Origin of the sequence: Streptomyces sp. NPDC050625, from assembly GCF_040654755.1 — a bacterium.
In the GTDB taxonomy this organism is placed as follows: Bacteria; Actinomycetota; Actinomycetes; order Streptomycetales; family Streptomycetaceae; genus Streptomyces.
Genome location: NZ_JBFAIQ010000032.1, coordinates 51,748 through 66,148 on the forward strand (window position 1 = coordinate 51,748; position 14,401 = coordinate 66,148).

The window sequence follows — 14,401 nt, forward strand, 5'->3', positions numbered from 1 at the left end:
CGGGAAAACTTCCCGGAGTCGGTCCCATCCGGCGTCCCACCCCTGCCTGTCCGGCCCAGTGTCGACAGTCATTGACACCGAGTCAAGGGGCGCCTACGGTTCCCGGCCCAGAGGGGTGGGTCAACTCGCACGCGCACTGTTCCTTCTCGGACCTGGAGTGCCGGATGCGCCGTACAGCCTCACCCTTTTCCCTGATCACCCTGGGTCTCGGCACGTTCCTGCTGGTGCTGGCGCCCCTGCTGGCGTGGTACGTCGAGCCGCGTGCCGCCGTGAATCCGATCGACATCGACACCACCGCCGTCTACACCGGCAAGGGCAGCTATTTCGACACCGGGCAGGTCAGGACCGTGGCCGACCGGCGGATCACGATCACCCAGGTGGTGCGCGGGGACGTCGAGGACAGCGAGCGCAGCGGGCGGGCGGTGTGGGACGTGACGACGACCGTCGACACGGACCAGACCCTGCCGGCCGCGGATCCGCACGACGCGCTGGAGTTCTTCCTGAACCGCTGGGTCACCGACCGCTCCACCAACAAGCCCGTGCACTGCTGCAAGGAGAACCCCTACTTCGAGGGCGACGCCTATCTGAAGTTCCCCTTCGACCTGCGCAAACACTCCTATCAGTGGTGGGACAACTCGCTCGGCTCCACGGTGACCCTGCACTACGCGGGCACCAAGGAGGTGCAGGGCTACCGCGGTTACCGGTTCACCGGGACGGTGGCCCCCACGAAGATCGGCACCCGGCTGGTGCCCGGGAGCATCGTCGGGCTGCCGAAGCGTCCCCAGGTGCAGGCCGAGGAGTGGTACGCCAACCACGGCATCGAGCTGATCGCCGACCGGCGCACCGGGCGGGTGATCTACGCCCAGGTCGGGCCGCGGCGGACGCTGCGCGCCCCGGGGTCGGAGAAGGACGCGGTGGTGCTGCTGGACAGCCGGAAGATCGGGTTCACCACCGGGACGCAGAAGGAACAGGTGAACCTGGCGAAGAAGGAGAGCGGCCGGCTGCGCATGGTGGGGCAAACCCTGCCGCTCGGTGCCGGTGTGGCCGGATTCGTCCTCGCGACCGCAGGGGCTGTTTTGGTGGCACGAGGACGGAAACGTCCTGAAACAGACGCCATATCCCGGCCGCCGCTCACGATGTGACGTGACGTCAGCTCTAATAGGCCCCGAAATTGTCATCCCGGTGAGTAGCCGTGGGGGAACGGCTGGGCGAAAACTGTCCACCCCACCCCGAGCACAGTCCATCCACAGAATCGCCCCCCACCGTGAGTTCCGCACCCTGAGACGAGTTGGAGCACCCATGCCCCAGCACGTGCCGTCCTCGATGCGCGCCGCGCTCCCCCAGGGCACGCGGCACCTCCCGGCGCTCCCCCCACATCCGCGCCGGATCGTCTTCCTCGCCCACCGGGACCTCGGCAACCCCTCCGCCGGCGGCTCCGAACTGCTCGTCGACCGGCTCGCGGACGGACTGACCCGTCTCGGCCACCAGGTCACCCTCCTGTGCGGCGGCCCGGCCGCCTTCCGGGACTACCGGGTCGTGTCCGCGGGCGGCACCTACGCCCACTACCTGCGCGCCCGCTCGGCCTTCGCCCGCCAGGTCGGCGACTGCGACCTGCTCGTCGAGGTGTGCAACGGCATGCCCTACTTCGCGCCCCTGTGGCACCACGGGCCCACCCTGTGCCTGGTCAACCACGTCCACACCGACCTGTGGCGGATGCGGCTGAGCGGACCGCTGGCGCCCGCCGCGCGGATCGGCCGAAGACTGGAGCACTGGGCGCTGACCGGTGCGCAGCAGCGGAGTCTGATGGTCGCCGTCTCCCCGTCGACGGCCCACGCCCTGCGCGCGATCGGGGTGCAGCGGGACCGCATCCGGATCGTCCACAACGGTGTGGAGGAGCCCGGTCCACGGGCCGACCGCGCTGCCGAGCCGCTGTTCGTGGCGGTGGGGCGGCTGGTCGAGTACAAGCGGATCGATCTGCTGCTCAGACTCTGGGAGCGGGTGCGGCCGGTCACCGGCGGCCGACTGCTGATCGTCGGCGACGGTCCGGAGCGCGAACGGCTGGAACGACTCGGCGGGCCCGGCGTGGAGTTCACCGGGCATGTCCCGGAGGCCGAGAAGCACCGGCTGCTGTGCGCGGCCTGGCTGCTGGTGCACCCCTCGGCCGTCGAGGGCTGGGGCCTGGTGGTGACCGAGGCGGCGGCGCGCGAGACACCGGCGGTCGCCTTCGACGTACCCGGCCTCAGGGACTCCGTGGTGGACGGCGAGACCGGAATGCTGGCGCGCGGCGAGTCGTCGTTCGCGGCGGCCTGGTGCACCCTTGCGCTGTCCGCGCATCGCCGGGAGCTGATGGGCAAGGCGGCCCGCGACCGCGCGGCGCGCTACCGCTGGCACGGCACGGTACGGCAGTTCCGCGCCGTGGCGACGGAGGCGGTGAGGAGCTGGGAGCCATGACCGGCACGGGTCTCAAGGACCCCTCGATACGCCGCTCCCTGGCCCTCTTCCGTGCCTTCCGGCACGAGCACGACGATCCCGAGGCCTGTTACTCCCTGCTCGCCCGGGACGCCGCCGACCAGGTCGAGGCCTACGACGGGCCGGTGGCCGGGCGGATCGTCGTCGACGTCGGCGGGGGCGGCGGGTACTTCACCGAGGAGTTCCGGCGCCGGGGCGCCCAGGCCCATCTGTTCGAGCCGGACGTGACCGAGCTGGGTGAGCGGCCGCCCGCCGGGACGGTGATCGCCGACGGCTATCTGCTGCCGCTGTCCGACGGGGCCGCCGACGTGACGTTCTCGTCCAACGTCCTCGAACACGTGGCGGATCCGCAGACGTTCCTCAGCGAACTGGCGCGGGTCACCCGGCCCGGCGGGCTGATCTATGTGTCCTTCACCAACTGGCTCTCCCCGTGGGGCGGTCACGAGTGGGCGCCCTGGCACTATCTCGGCGCCGAGCGGGCCCGCGCCCGCTACCGCCGCCGTACCGGACGGCCGGCCAAGCACACCCTGGGCGAGAACCTGTTCGCCGTGCACATCGGAGCCACCCTGCGGCAGGTGCGCGCCCGCGACGACGTCACGGTCGTCTCGGCACGCTCCCGCTACTGGCCGTTCCTCGCGGAAACCGTCGTGAAGGCGCCCGGCATCCGTGAGCTGGCCACCTGGAACCTCCTCCTCATCCTCCGGCGGTGTCCCCCATGACAACCACGGTCCAGGCTCCTCCCCCGGCAGCCGTCCCCACCACCGCGGCCGCCTCGGGCCCGCCGGAGGGCCCGCGGTCGCGGCGCTGGCTGCTGGGGTTCTGGGCCGTGGTGTTGGTGCTGCTTCTCGCGGTGCACCCGGGACGGCAGACCTTCGACACCAAACTGGGCGTCACCGTCGACCCGGGCCGGTTCCTCTCCGACCTCGGCCAGTTGTGGCACGACCAGGGGTCCTTCGGCGGCATCCAGGACCAGTACGCCGGCTATCTGTGGCCGATGCTGCCGTTCTACTGGCTGTGCCACGCCGTTTCCCTGCCGGTGTGGCTCGCGGAGCGGCTGTGGCTGTCGCTGATCGTGTCGGTGGCGTTCTGGGGTGCGCTGCGGCTGGCCGAGCGGCTGCGCGTCGGGACCCCCGCGTCCCGGCTGCTCGGGGCGGTGGCCTATGCGCTGTGGCCGGTGTTCACGGTGGTCGTCGGCTCCACCTCGGCGGCCGCGCTGCCCGGCGCCTTCCTGCCGTGGGTGCTGCTGCCGCTGGCCGACGAGCGGTACACCGCCCGGGTCGCGGCCCTGCGCTCGGCACTGGTCGTGCCGTTCATGGGCGGCGTCAACGCGGCCGCGACCCTGGCCTCCCTGCTGCCTGCCGGGCTGTATCTGCTCTCCCGCCCGCCCGGACCACGACAGCGCAAGCTGATCTCCTGGTGGGTGCCCGGAGTGCTCGTGGCGACGGCCTGGTGGTGGATCCCGCTGCTGCTGCTCGGCGTCTACGGGGAGAACTTCCTTCCCTATGTGGAGACTTCGCAGACGACGACGGCGACCATGTCGGCCACGGAGGCGCTGCGCGGCGGCGGCAACTGGGTCGCCTATCTGCATCTCGGCGAGGCCTGGCTGCCGGCTGGATGGGCCGTGGCCTCCGCGGTCGTCGTGATCGTCTGCTCGGCGCTCGCCGCCGGGCTCGGGCTGGCCGGGCTGGCCCGGCGCGACATGCCGGAGCGGCGCTGGCTGGTGCTGACGGTGCTCAGCACCGCGCTGATCACGCTCGCCGGGTACGGCGGCGCGTTCGGGGCGCCCTTCCACGGGGTCGTACAGGACTGGCTGAACGGCCCGCTGGTGCCGTTCCGCAACATCTACAAGTTCCAGGCGGGCATGGCGCTGGCGCTCGTGCTCGGGCTGGCCCATCTGGTGGGCGTGGCCGCCGAGCCGCGCGGGGCCCGCCCGGTGCGCGGCCGCCGCTTCGCCCCGCTGGTCGCGGCGGTCCTGGTGCTGCCGGGGCTGCTGTGGCCGTATCTCAACGGGTCGATCCTGAACCCGGGTTCGTTCCAGCAGTTGCCCAAGTACTGGCAGACCACGGCCGACTGGCTGAAGAAGTACTCCCCCGACTCCCGCGCCCTGGTCGTCCCGGCCACCGCGCACGGCCTCTACACCTGGGGCTCCCCCATCGACCACCCCCTGGACGTGCTGGCCGACAGCCGCTGGGCGCAGCGGGACTTCGTGCCCTTCGGCACCCCGGGCAACCGGCGGGCGATGGACGCGGTCGAGCAGGCGCTGCTGAGCGGCGGAGAAGTCCCGGGCCTGGCCGACTACTTGAGCCGCGCAGGGATCCACTACGTGGTCGTCCGCAACGACCTGGACCCCGACCAGATCGGTTACGTGCCGACCACGACCGTCAAGCGCACCCTGGAGCAGTCCGGGTACCGTCGGGTGACCGGCTACGGGCCGGTGCTGACCGGTGGCCGGATCGCCCACGGCACCCCGCTCCAGGTGGAGGGGCTGTATCCGAGGCAGCGGGCGGTGGAGATCTACGAGCCGGTGGACCAGCACGTGCCGCGGCCCGGCCAGGCCCGGCTGCTGTCGGCCGCGGACACCGCCGTCGTCTCCGGCGGTCCCGAGGCGCTGCTGCCGCTCGCCGCCCGGCTGCGCGACCGGGCCACCGTGCTCACCGGTGACAACCACCCGGGGGTCGGCTCGCCCGGCCTCCAGGTGGTCGGCGACGGACTGCGCCGGGCGGACACCCGGTTCGGGCTGGTCGACGCCAACACCTCGTACACGTACACCCGTGACGAGCGCAACGCGCCCGACGCCGTGCAGGACGCGGGTGACGAGCCGCGCCAGATCCTGCCCACCGACGGCATCGGCCACCAGACCGTGGCCCGACTGCGCGGCGCCCGCACGGTGACGGCGTCGTCGTACGGCAACTGGCTCTTCCACCTCCCGCAGTACGACCCGGTGAACGCCTTCGACGGCGACCCGGCCACCGCGTGGGCGGAGGGCGCGCCCGGCTCGGCGAAGGGGCAGTGGCTGCGCATCGGCTTCGACGGGTCGTACGACATGCCGTCGTCCGTGAAGGTGACGCCGTTGCCGCAGCAGAGCGTGCGGGCGGCCGCGACCCGGGTGCGGGTGACGACGGAGAAGGGCTCGGTGACCAGCTTCCTGCGGCCCGACGGAATGACGCAGACCGTCAAGGCCCCGGCCGGCGCTACGCGTTGGATGAAGCTGACGATCGTCGACTCGGTGGCCCGGCGCCCCGGCCTGACCGGCGCGGGCTTCGCCGAGATCTCCCTGCCCCACGTCCAGGTGACGCGGATGCTGCGGCTGCCCACCGACGCCGACGGCTCCGACGCGGCGGCCGAGGTCGTCTCCCTGCACCGCGCGGCCGACCCGACGGGGCTGTCGGCGACCGGCACCGAGGCGGGGCTGCACCGCGCCTTCGCCACGGGGACGGCGGGGTCGTACCAGGTGGCGGCGAGCGCGGTGCCGGTGCCGGGCGAGGCGCTCGACAAGCTGCTGTACCGGGTCGCGCCGGACCAGAAGAACCGGATCACGGCGACCGCGGACTCCACCGCGGCCCTGGGTGCGGGCCTGTCCGCGCGCAACCTCACCGACGGCGACCTGACGACGGCGTGGATCGCGGGCGACCGTCCCACGATCCATCTGAGCTGGAAGGGCAAACAGCCCGTCGGGGAGCTCGTGCTCGCCCCCGCGGGCGGCCTGTCGACCCGTCCGACCGAGGTGGACATCAGCTCCCCGGACGGTGCGACGACCGCGGGCGTCGACGAGAACGGCATGGTCCGCTTCGACCCGATCACCACGGACCGGCTCGACATCACGATCACCAAGACGGCGCCGCTGACCCTGCACAACCCCGTCGCCGACGAGGACCTGCGACTCCCCGTCGGTCTCACCGAGGCGTACCTCCCGGCGCTCGACGGCTACCGCACCCGGCAGCCGGCCCCCACCCGGACGTTCTCCCTGCCGTGCGGCCAGGGCTCGGTGCTGGCGGTGGACGGCGAGCTGTACCCGACGCGCGTGAAGGGGACCGTACGGGACCTGGTGGAGCGCCGGCGGGTGGAGGTGACGCCCTGCCAGGAAGGCACGGTGGATGCGGCGTTGGAGCTGACCGCAGGCAGCCACCGGGTCGAGGCGGGGGACGCCGGTCCCCTGGTCCTGACCGACGTGACGCTGACCCGCGGAACGGTGAACGAGGCCGCCGGTCCGGGGCGTGAGCTGCGGATACGGGACTGGCTTGGCGACCGCCGCGAGGTGACGGTCGGCTCGGGGGCGGCCACCTACCTGACGACGTACGAGAACTACAACGACGGCTGGCGGGCCACCCTGAACGGCAAGGAGCTGACCCCCGTCCGGCTCGACGGCTGGCAGCAGGGCTGGCGTGTCCCGGCCGGGGAGGGCGGCACGGTCAAGCTGTCGTACGCACCGGCGACGACCTACGAGGCAGGTCTGATCGGCGGCGCGGTGGGGCTCGCGGCCCTGCTGGGCCTGGTGGTGTGGCGGCGCCGCGCGCCCAGTCCGGACGAGCCGCAGCCGGTGCCTCCGGCGCCCGGCGTGTGGCTGGGCACGGTGGTGCTGACGCTGGTCGCCGTGGTGATCGCGGGCTGGTTCGCCCTGCTGGTGCCGGCCCTGGCGCTGCTCGCCCACCGACGGCACGCGCTGCTGGTGCCGCTCGCCCTCGTGGCGCTCGCCGGGGCCGGGATCGCGGCGGCGACCGGCGCCGGGGAACCGGTGGCCGCCGGGCACGGCGCCTTCGGCCACCCGGCCCAACTGCTCGCGCTGATCGGACTGTTCGCGGGACTGGTGAGCGTCCGGGAGATCCCGCCCGGGGAGGCGGGCGGCACACCTCCGGAGGAGGAGGCACCGACCGCACCGCTGCCGCATCGGATACATGGATCCAGTCCCCTGGGCGCGCAGCCGCCGGGGCCCGCCCCCGCGCCACCGGAGGAGAAGTCCCCGCCACCGGAGGAGAAGTCGCCGCCGAGCGCCGCCGGGCCGACCGTCTCCGCCCGTGGCCCCGGACAGCCCGACGGAGGTGCCCCCGCATGACCGCGCTCCAGCACCGGCCGGACGGTCCGGCGCGGCCCCCGTCCCGAATCCCGTTCCCGGTCGTAGACGAGGTCGCCCGGCACTGTCTTCAGGACGCGGAACCGGAGACCGTGCACATCGAGGTCCGGCTGCCCGGCCGGCTGGATCCCGCCCGGCTGTGCAAGGCCTTCGGGGAGGCGCTGCGCCGGCATCCGCGCAGCCTGATGCGGGAGGCTCCCCGGCCCTGGTACCGGGCCCGGTACGAGTGGGAGCTGACGGCGGAACCGGACGTGGAGGTGATCCGTTTCCCGCCGCCGGACCCGGACGCCCGGGGGCAGGCACGGCAGCGCGCCCTGGACTGCGCTCCCCCGCTCTCCGCCGCCCCGCCGATCCGTCTGGAGGCCGTGTCCGAGGGCGAGGGCACCGTGCTGATCCTCACCGTCAACCACACCGCCCTGGACGGCCCGGCCTGCCTGCGCGTCGTGGCCACGGCGGCGGAGCTGTACGGCGGCCGGGACAACTCGCCCGCCGCACCCCCCGTCCGCACGCCGGACGCCGAGCGGGAGTCTGTGGCCGTACCGTCCAACTGGACCCCGCCCGCCCGTGTGGCCCCCGGCAGCCCCGGCCCCTCCCCCTCCCCGGGCAATGGCCTGATCGTCACCGAACTGCCGCTCCCGCACCGCCGCAAGGGCTCCCCGTACACGGTGAACGACCAGCTCATGGTCACCACCGCGCTGCTGATCGCCCACTGGAACCGGGACCACGGCGCCGGGCCCCGCCCGATCCGCATCACCATGCCCGTCGACGACCGTCCCAGGGACGCGGGCATGCCCATCGGAAACGGCACCCGGCTCGTCGAGGTCCCCTTCGCTCCCGAGGAACTGGACGCGACGGACATGGCCGGGCTGCTGCGCCGCACGGCCGTCCGCACCCGGTTCCTCAAGTCCCTGCCCCGGCCCCAACTCGGCCGAGGCGCCGCCCTGCTGACCGCCCCCTGGGCCCCGGTGGCCGTGCGCGCCGCGCTCACCCGGGGGCTGCGCAGGGCCGTCGCGCCCTGGACGTCGACCACCCTGCTCAGCAACATCGGCCGCATCCCCTACCCGCTGGACTTCGGCGCGGAGGCGGGCCGCGCGGACGCCGTCTGGTTCTCCGCACCGGCCCGCATGCCGCGCGGCCTCACCTTCACCACCGCCTCCACCGCGGGCCGCCTCCACCTCTCCGTGCGCTGGTCCCGCTCCCTGCTCGGCCCCGCCGACGGCGACCAGTTGCGCGATCTGTTCGAGCACTATCTGCACACCACGGAGGTGACCGCCCCGTGACGACCACCGCCACCCCTCCCGGGGAGCTGCGCGACTTCTACGAGGACCCCGCCGTACCGGTCGCCTCCGGCGCCGCGCGCAGCATCCGCCAGGCCCGGCTGCTGGCCGCCGCCCTCGGCCCGGCCGGCGCGGGGGCACGCACGGTCCTCGACATCGGCTGCGGCGACGGCACCGCGGCCGCCACCGCCGCACCGTTCCTCGCCGGTCACCGCATCGTCGGCGTCGACTGGTCCCAGGACGCCCTGCGCCGCGCCCACGCCCACGCCCGGCTGCCGTACGCCGTCCGGGGCGAACTCACCGGCGGCGGGCTGCCGTTGCGGACCGGCTGCGCCGACGCGGTGCTGTTCAGCGAGGTGATCGAGCACCTCGTCGACCCCGACGCGGCCCTGGACGAGATACGCCGCGTGCTGCGCCCCGGAGGCCATCTCATGCTCTCCACGCCGAACCTGGCCGCCTGGTACAACCGCGCCCTGCTACTGGCCGGCGTACAGCCCGTGTTCTCCGAGGTCAGCCTGCGCGCGATCCACGGCCGCCCCGGCAAGGAGGTGGTCGGACACCTGCGGCTGTACACGGCCCGCGCGCTGCGGGAGTTCGTGACCGCGACCGGCTTCGAGGTCGTCCGCGTGCACGGCGCCCCCTTCCACGGCGTACCGCGCCCGCTGCGTCCGCTGGACCGGCTGGCCTGTGCCAGACCCTCGCTCGCCTCGATCCTGCTGCTGCATGCGCGACGGACGTAGGGGCGGCCATGTGGTGGGGAGTGGTCGCGGCCCTGCTGGCGAACGTCCTGTACAGCACCGGGTTCGTGTTGGAGAAACGGGCCCTGTCCGCGCTGCCCGAGGTGACCGTGCGCAGGCCCGCGCGGCTGCTGCGGCTGGTGCTCGGCAGCCCGCTGTGGATCGGCGGGTCGCTGGCGCTGGCGGCCGGGTTCGGCGCGCAGCTCGTCGTCTACCGCACGCTGCCGATCGCCGCGGCGCAGGGCATCTTCGTGTCCGGGCTGGTGCTGCTCGTGCTGCTCTCGGCACGGCTGCTCGGCGAGGAGACCAGTGGCCGGGAGCGGTATGCGCTCGGCGCGATCCTGGCCGCGCTGCTCATGGTCGTACTGTCCCTGCGGGAGGGGTCGGACAGGGTCAGCCGGGCCGCTCCGTACCCGCTGGTGCTGCTGGTGTGCGTGCCCTCGCTCGCCGCGGGCGTGTGGCTGTACCGGGCCACCGAGCGCCGCGCCCGCCACCGGCACCGGCTGCCCACGACAGGGGTGGAGTACGGGGTCGCGGTGGGCCTGCTGTACGGGGTCAGCTCGCTCGCCATCAAGGGCGTGTCGGGCTATGTGACCAGCGGCCCGGCCGGACTGCTGCGCTCCCCCTACCCGTACCTGCTCCTCTTCACGGGAGCGTTCGGCCTCGTCATGTCCCAGGCGGCGCTGCAACGCTGCCGGGCCTCCCTGATCGTTCCGGTGTGCACGACGGTGACCTGCCTGTTCACCGCGGTGCTCGGCACGCTGTCCTTCGGCGAGGCGCTGCCGCACGACCCGCTGCGGCTCGCCCTGCGGCTGGCGGGCACGGCACTCGCGGTCACCGTGCTGCTGGCCATGCCGAAGCACGACCGAGCCCCCGAACCCTCCCTCGGCGCCAAGGAGTTGACACCCCCATGAAATCCGACGACCCGCTGCTGAGGATCCTGGCGTGCCCGCTGGACAAGGGGCCGCTGCACCTGCTGCCCGAGGAGGCCCTCTACAACCCGCGGCTGCGCCGCCGCTATCCGATCGTGGACGGCATCCCGCAGCTGCTGCCGTCGTCCGGGGAGCAGGTGTCGGACGACGAGCACGAGGAGCTGCTGAGGCGGATGACACCGTGAGCGGACCGACCCTGGCCGCCCGGCTGGCCCCCCGCCTCCCCACCCGGCTCGTCGCCGCCACCGCCCGCGCGCTCTACCCGCGCTTCGAACCCGAGCTGGCGCGCCTGGGCGAACTCTGCCCGGCCGGCTGCGGCACGGCGGTGGACGTGGGCGGCTGGTACGGCCCGTGGACGCGCCGACTGTCGACGCGCGCACGCCAGGTGGTCACCGTGGAACCGGTCCCCCATCTGGCCCGGCTCCTGTCCTCGGCCGCGTTCCCGGCGAACGTACGGGTGATCCAGGCCGCCGCCGCGGACCGCCCCGGCATCGCCCGGCTCTGGCTGCCGCCGGACGACGCGGGCGACCGGGGCGTGTCGTCCCTGGTGCGCCGGGACATCCACGGCCGGGCCCTGGAGGTGCCCTGTGTGACGCTGGACGACCTGGGGCTGCGGGACGTCGGCTTCATCAAGATCGACGTGGACGGCAGCGAGCTGGCGGTGCTGCGCGGCGCCACGGCACTGCTCGCGCGCGACCGCCCGGCGCTGTTCGTGGAACTGGAGTCACGGATCCAGCCGATCGCGCCGGTGCTGACGTATCTGCGGCTGCTGGGCTACGAGGGCTGGGTGCTGCCGGGGACGAGCTGGATCCCGCTGGCCTCCTTCCCGCTCGAAGCCCACCAGGCCGGTACCGCGCACGTCGTCTCGCGGGGCCTGCTGCGCCGCGTCCTGCCCTTCCGCGCCGTCAGGGGTCCGCGCTACGTCAACTCGGTGCTGTTCCTCCCGGACGGCCGCCGCCCGGGTACGGCATCGATGGGCGACGATGGTCCCCATGCCGCCCTCCGGAAAGCGCCCCGCTAGCCCCTTCACCGCGCTCGACTTCCAGCTGGTGCTGCTGCGCCGCATGGCCGATCACAACCCCGGTCTGGTCGAGGACGCCCGCCACGAGCTGGGGGTCTCGATCGCGGACATGCGGGAGGCCAACAAGCGCTGGCAGGCGATGGTCCGCTCCCCACGCGCCCGCACGGCCTCCGCACGCTACCGCTCGGTCCTCGGCCCGCCCGGGTACGAGACCAAGCGCACCGTCGGCGACCTCGAATGCCGGGCCTGGCAGTGGCCGCTCCCGCTCTGGCCCGCGCTGCGCTTCGAAGCACTGGTCGGTCCCGACGGCGCGGTCTGGAACGAATGGCTGGTCCGCGCCCCCGGCGCCCCCGCCCCGGACCTGCGCACCCTCGAAGACCTCACCCCCTGGTGCTGCACGGTCGACGAGGTGGCCCGCGCCTTCGCCCCCGCCCGCCCCCTGGAGGGCACGGCGCCGACCCGCTGGGGCCTGGCGTTCACGGCACCCGACGCGCAGGGCGTACGGCGGGAGGTGGCCGCCGAGTTCACCTGGGGGCTGCTGCAGCGGACGGCGGTCAGCGAGTAGCGGCCGCCGCGAGGATCCCCGCGACGACCTCGTCCACCGAGCCGGGGTGCAGGAACAGGAACAGATTCGGCTCGACCAGCTCCAGCTCCATGACCCGGGGTTCCCCGTCCTCCCCGTCGACGAGGTCCACGCGCGCGTAGAGCAGCTCGGGGGCTTCCGGTACGGCGGCCAGGGCGCGCTCGGCGACGGAGCGTTCGGCCGGGGTCGGGGTCCAGGGTTCCAGGTCGGGATGGGCCACCTTGTCCGCGTCGTAGGCGGCGCCGGGTGACAGGACGGCGCGCTTGCGGCTGGCGTGCAGCAGACGGCCGCCGAAGAACTGCAGGGCGCGCTCGCCGCTGACGTCTATGCCCTCGACGTACGGCTGCACCATCGCGGTGAGCCCTTCCTCATGCATCCGCGCCAGATGCCCCACGGCCCGGTCCCGCTCGCCGGGGGTGTAGCGCGCGGCGAACCGGGCGCCCGCGCCGAAGGTCGGCTTGACCACGAACTCGCGGTCGTCCGGCAGGTCGGGGGCGTCGCCGGGGGCGAGGTAGCTGGTCGGCACGACGGGCACGCCGGCCGCCGCGAGGTCGCCGAGGTACCGCTTGTCCGTGTTCCAGCGCACGACGGGCGCCGGATTGGCAAGGCGTGTCACCTTCCCGACCCGCTCCGCCCACGCCACGAACTCACGCGCGCGCCAGCTGTAGTCCCAGGTCGACCGGATGACGACGAGATCGAACCCGCCCCAGTCGACGCCGGGGTCGTCCCAGTGCACGGCGACGGCCTCGGTTCCGGCCCCGGCGTCCGTGAGGGCCTTCACCAGCAGGGGCAGGTCACGGTCGTGGTGGGGCTCGTCGCCCGGGTCATAGGTGGCGAGTGCGATACGGGGCATGCGCCGCAGGCTAACAACCGCTGCCGCAACCGATCCAACGGGTTTGACCTTCACCTTTGGTGAGGCCCCAGCATCGGTGGCGGAACGACGAGCGGACATACGGGGGTGGCGGCGCATGGAGCTGCTGACGATCGGGGCCTTCTCGAAGGCGTGCCGGCTGTCGCCGAAGGCACTGCGGCTGTACGACGAGCTGGAGCTGCTGCGGCCCGCGCGGGTCGACCCGGACACCGGGTACCGCTATTACGCGGTGGAGCAGCTGGAGCGGGCGCGGCTGGTGGCGTGGCTGCGGCGGCTGGGGATGCCGCTGGCCTTGATCCGGCAGGTGTGCGCGCTGCCGCCCGCGGCGGCCGCCCGGGAGATCCGTGCCTATTGGGCGCGGGTCGAGCGGGAGACGGCCGTGCGCCGCGATCTTGCCGGGTTCCTCGTCGACCACCTGACCGCAGAGCCGAGGAAGGACACCGCGATGCTTGAACTGCGCTACTGCGCCCACTCCGACGCCGGGCGCGTACGGCCCGCCAACCAGGACACGGCCTACGCGGGCACCCGGCTGCTCGCCGTGGCCGACGGGTTCGGGCCCGCCGGGGCGCCCGCGAGCAGCGCCGCCGTGGAGGCACTGAAGTTCCTGGAGAACGAGGAGCTGCCCGCGGGCAGCGTGCTGAACCTGCTGGAGGAGGCCGTACGGGGCGCGACCGAGGCGGTCCGGGACGTGGCCGGCGGCAGCGACACCGGCACCACGCTGACCGCACTGCTGTGGACGGGGTCCCGGCTGGCCCTGGTCCACATCGGCGACTCCCGCGCGTATCTGCTCCGCGACGGCGGCCTGTTCCGGATCACCCACGACCACACGGTCGTCCAGTCGATGATCGACGAGGGCCGACTGACCCCGGAGGAGGCCACCGCCCATCCACAGCACGCCCTGCTCCTCAAGGCACTCTCGGGCGGCACCCACGGCGTCCCGGACCTGAAACTGCACGACGCCCTGCCCGGCGACCGCTACCTCCTCTGCTCCGACGGCCTGTCCGGCGTGGTACCCGACGCCCGGATCACCCACCTCCTGTCCACCGCCCCGACCCCGGACACCGCGGTAAGCATCCTGATCAGCGAAGCAAACACGTCCGGTGGCCCGGACAACGTGAGCTGCGTGGTGGCGGACGTGGTGGAGACAACAGCCTGAACCCTCCAACACAGGCCCAGCCGCCCAACCCCAGGGGCGCGGGGAACTGCGCGACCGGCCACACACAACCGGCAGACCGCACCGCACCCACGCCCCCACGGCGCCACCGCCTCGGTCCCCAGGCGGACGCCAGCCCCTTCAACACAGCCCCAGCCACCCAACCCCAGGGGCGCGGAGAACTGCGCGACCAGCCACACACAACCGGCAGACCGCACCGCACCCACGCCCCCACGGCGCCACCGCCTCGGTCCCCAGGCGGACGCCAGCCCCTTCAACACAGCCCCAGC

12 protein-coding genes are annotated in these 14,401 nt (G+C 73.4%); 11 read left to right on the top strand and 1 reads right to left on the bottom strand.

The genetic code is table 11. The features are described from left to right. Positions 1-164: 164 nt before the first annotated feature. The 10 genes from AB0I54_RS40100 to AB0I54_RS40145 all read left to right on the top strand — a co-directional run bounded on the left by AB0I54_RS40100 (position 165) and on the right by AB0I54_RS40145 (position 12,069). Positions 165-1,142, top strand: a complete 978-nt coding sequence (locus tag AB0I54_RS40100) for a DUF3068 domain-containing protein (protein WP_363301260.1) — start codon at positions 165-167, stop codon at positions 1,140-1,142. Positions 1,143-1,299: 157 nt separating this feature from the next. Further along, entirely contained in the window at positions 1,300-2,451 is a 1,152-nt protein-coding gene (locus tag AB0I54_RS40105; protein WP_363301261.1) for a glycosyltransferase family 4 protein, read from the top strand. After that, on the top strand, positions 2,448-3,188 hold the full coding sequence (locus AB0I54_RS40110; RefSeq protein WP_363301262.1) for a class I SAM-dependent methyltransferase: 741 nt from the start codon (positions 2,448-2,450) through the stop codon (positions 3,186-3,188). Before AB0I54_RS40105 ends, AB0I54_RS40110 begins: the two co-directional genes overlap by 4 nt. Beyond that, positions 3,185-7,519: an alpha-(1->3)-arabinofuranosyltransferase family protein gene (locus tag AB0I54_RS40115; protein WP_363301263.1), complete on the top strand. Its 4,335-nt coding sequence runs from the start codon at positions 3,185-3,187 to the stop codon at positions 7,517-7,519. The genes AB0I54_RS40110 and AB0I54_RS40115 overlap by 4 nt, the downstream gene beginning before the upstream one ends. Further along, positions 7,516-8,817, top strand: coding sequence for a condensation protein (locus AB0I54_RS40120; protein WP_363301264.1), 1,302 nt, complete (start codon positions 7,516-7,518; stop codon positions 8,815-8,817). Before AB0I54_RS40115 ends, AB0I54_RS40120 begins: the two co-directional genes overlap by 4 nt. Then, positions 8,814-9,554: a class I SAM-dependent methyltransferase gene (locus AB0I54_RS40125; RefSeq protein ID WP_363301265.1), complete on the top strand. Its 741-nt coding sequence runs from the start codon at positions 8,814-8,816 to the stop codon at positions 9,552-9,554. The genes AB0I54_RS40120 and AB0I54_RS40125 overlap by 4 nt, the downstream gene beginning before the upstream one ends. Before the next feature lie 20 nt (positions 9,555-9,574). After that, positions 9,575-10,465 carry a DMT family transporter gene (locus AB0I54_RS40130; RefSeq protein WP_363301283.1) on the top strand — a complete coding sequence of 297 codons (891 nt, stop codon included), beginning with the start codon at positions 9,575-9,577 and terminating at the stop codon, positions 10,463-10,465. Continuing rightward, complete coding sequence (locus AB0I54_RS40135; RefSeq protein WP_363301266.1) at positions 10,462-10,668, top strand: Trm112 family protein; 207 nt, start codon at positions 10,462-10,464, stop codon at positions 10,666-10,668. Before AB0I54_RS40130 ends, AB0I54_RS40135 begins: the two co-directional genes overlap by 4 nt. Then, the gene (locus tag AB0I54_RS40140) at positions 10,665-11,504 is read left to right on the top strand and encodes an FkbM family methyltransferase (RefSeq protein WP_363301267.1); all 840 of its coding nucleotides are present in this window, start codon (positions 10,665-10,667) and stop codon (positions 11,502-11,504) included. The genes AB0I54_RS40135 and AB0I54_RS40140 overlap by 4 nt, the downstream gene beginning before the upstream one ends. After that, entirely contained in the window at positions 11,467-12,069 is a 603-nt protein-coding gene (locus AB0I54_RS40145; RefSeq protein WP_363301268.1) for a hypothetical protein, read from the top strand. Before AB0I54_RS40140 ends, AB0I54_RS40145 begins: the two co-directional genes overlap by 38 nt. Here the strand turns inward: AB0I54_RS40145 and AB0I54_RS40150 are convergent. Then, complete coding sequence (locus AB0I54_RS40150) at positions 12,059-12,940, bottom strand: hypothetical protein (RefSeq protein ID WP_363301269.1); 882 nt, start codon at positions 12,938-12,940, stop codon at positions 12,059-12,061. The genes AB0I54_RS40145 and AB0I54_RS40150 overlap by 11 nt on opposite strands. Before the next feature lie 115 nt (positions 12,941-13,055). Here AB0I54_RS40150 and AB0I54_RS40155 point away from each other — a divergent pair, with 115 nt between their 5' ends. Beyond that, entirely contained in the window at positions 13,056-14,114 is a 1,059-nt protein-coding gene (locus AB0I54_RS40155) for a MerR family transcriptional regulator (protein WP_363301270.1), read from the top strand. The last annotated feature ends 287 nt before the right edge of the window (positions 14,115-14,401 follow it).

What these genes read in the sequence shown, in the direction of transcription:
- AB0I54_RS40100 (WP_363301260.1), top strand. Translation starts at nt 165, where the DNA reads ATGCGCCGTACAGCCTCACCCTTTTCCCTGATCACCCTGGGTCTCGGC.
- AB0I54_RS40105 (WP_363301261.1), top strand. Translation starts at nt 1,300, where the DNA reads ATGCCCCAGCACGTGCCGTCCTCGATGCGCGCCGCGCTCCCCCAGGGC.
- AB0I54_RS40110 (WP_363301262.1), top strand. Translation starts at nt 2,448, where the DNA reads ATGACCGGCACGGGTCTCAAGGACCCCTCGATACGCCGCTCCCTGGCC.
- AB0I54_RS40115 (WP_363301263.1), top strand. Translation starts at nt 3,185, where the DNA reads ATGACAACCACGGTCCAGGCTCCTCCCCCGGCAGCCGTCCCCACCACC.
- AB0I54_RS40120 (WP_363301264.1), top strand. Translation starts at nt 7,516, where the DNA reads ATGACCGCGCTCCAGCACCGGCCGGACGGTCCGGCGCGGCCCCCGTCC.
- AB0I54_RS40135 (WP_363301266.1), top strand. Translation starts at nt 10,462, where the DNA reads ATGAAATCCGACGACCCGCTGCTGAGGATCCTGGCGTGCCCGCTGGAC.
- AB0I54_RS40145 (WP_363301268.1), top strand. Translation starts at nt 11,467, where the DNA reads ATGGTCCCCATGCCGCCCTCCGGAAAGCGCCCCGCTAGCCCCTTCACC.
- AB0I54_RS40150 (WP_363301269.1), bottom strand. Translation starts at nt 12,940, where the DNA reads ATGCCCCGTATCGCACTCGCCACCTATGACCCGGGCGACGAGCCCCAC.
- AB0I54_RS40155 (WP_363301270.1), top strand. Translation starts at nt 13,056, where the DNA reads ATGGAGCTGCTGACGATCGGGGCCTTCTCGAAGGCGTGCCGGCTGTCG.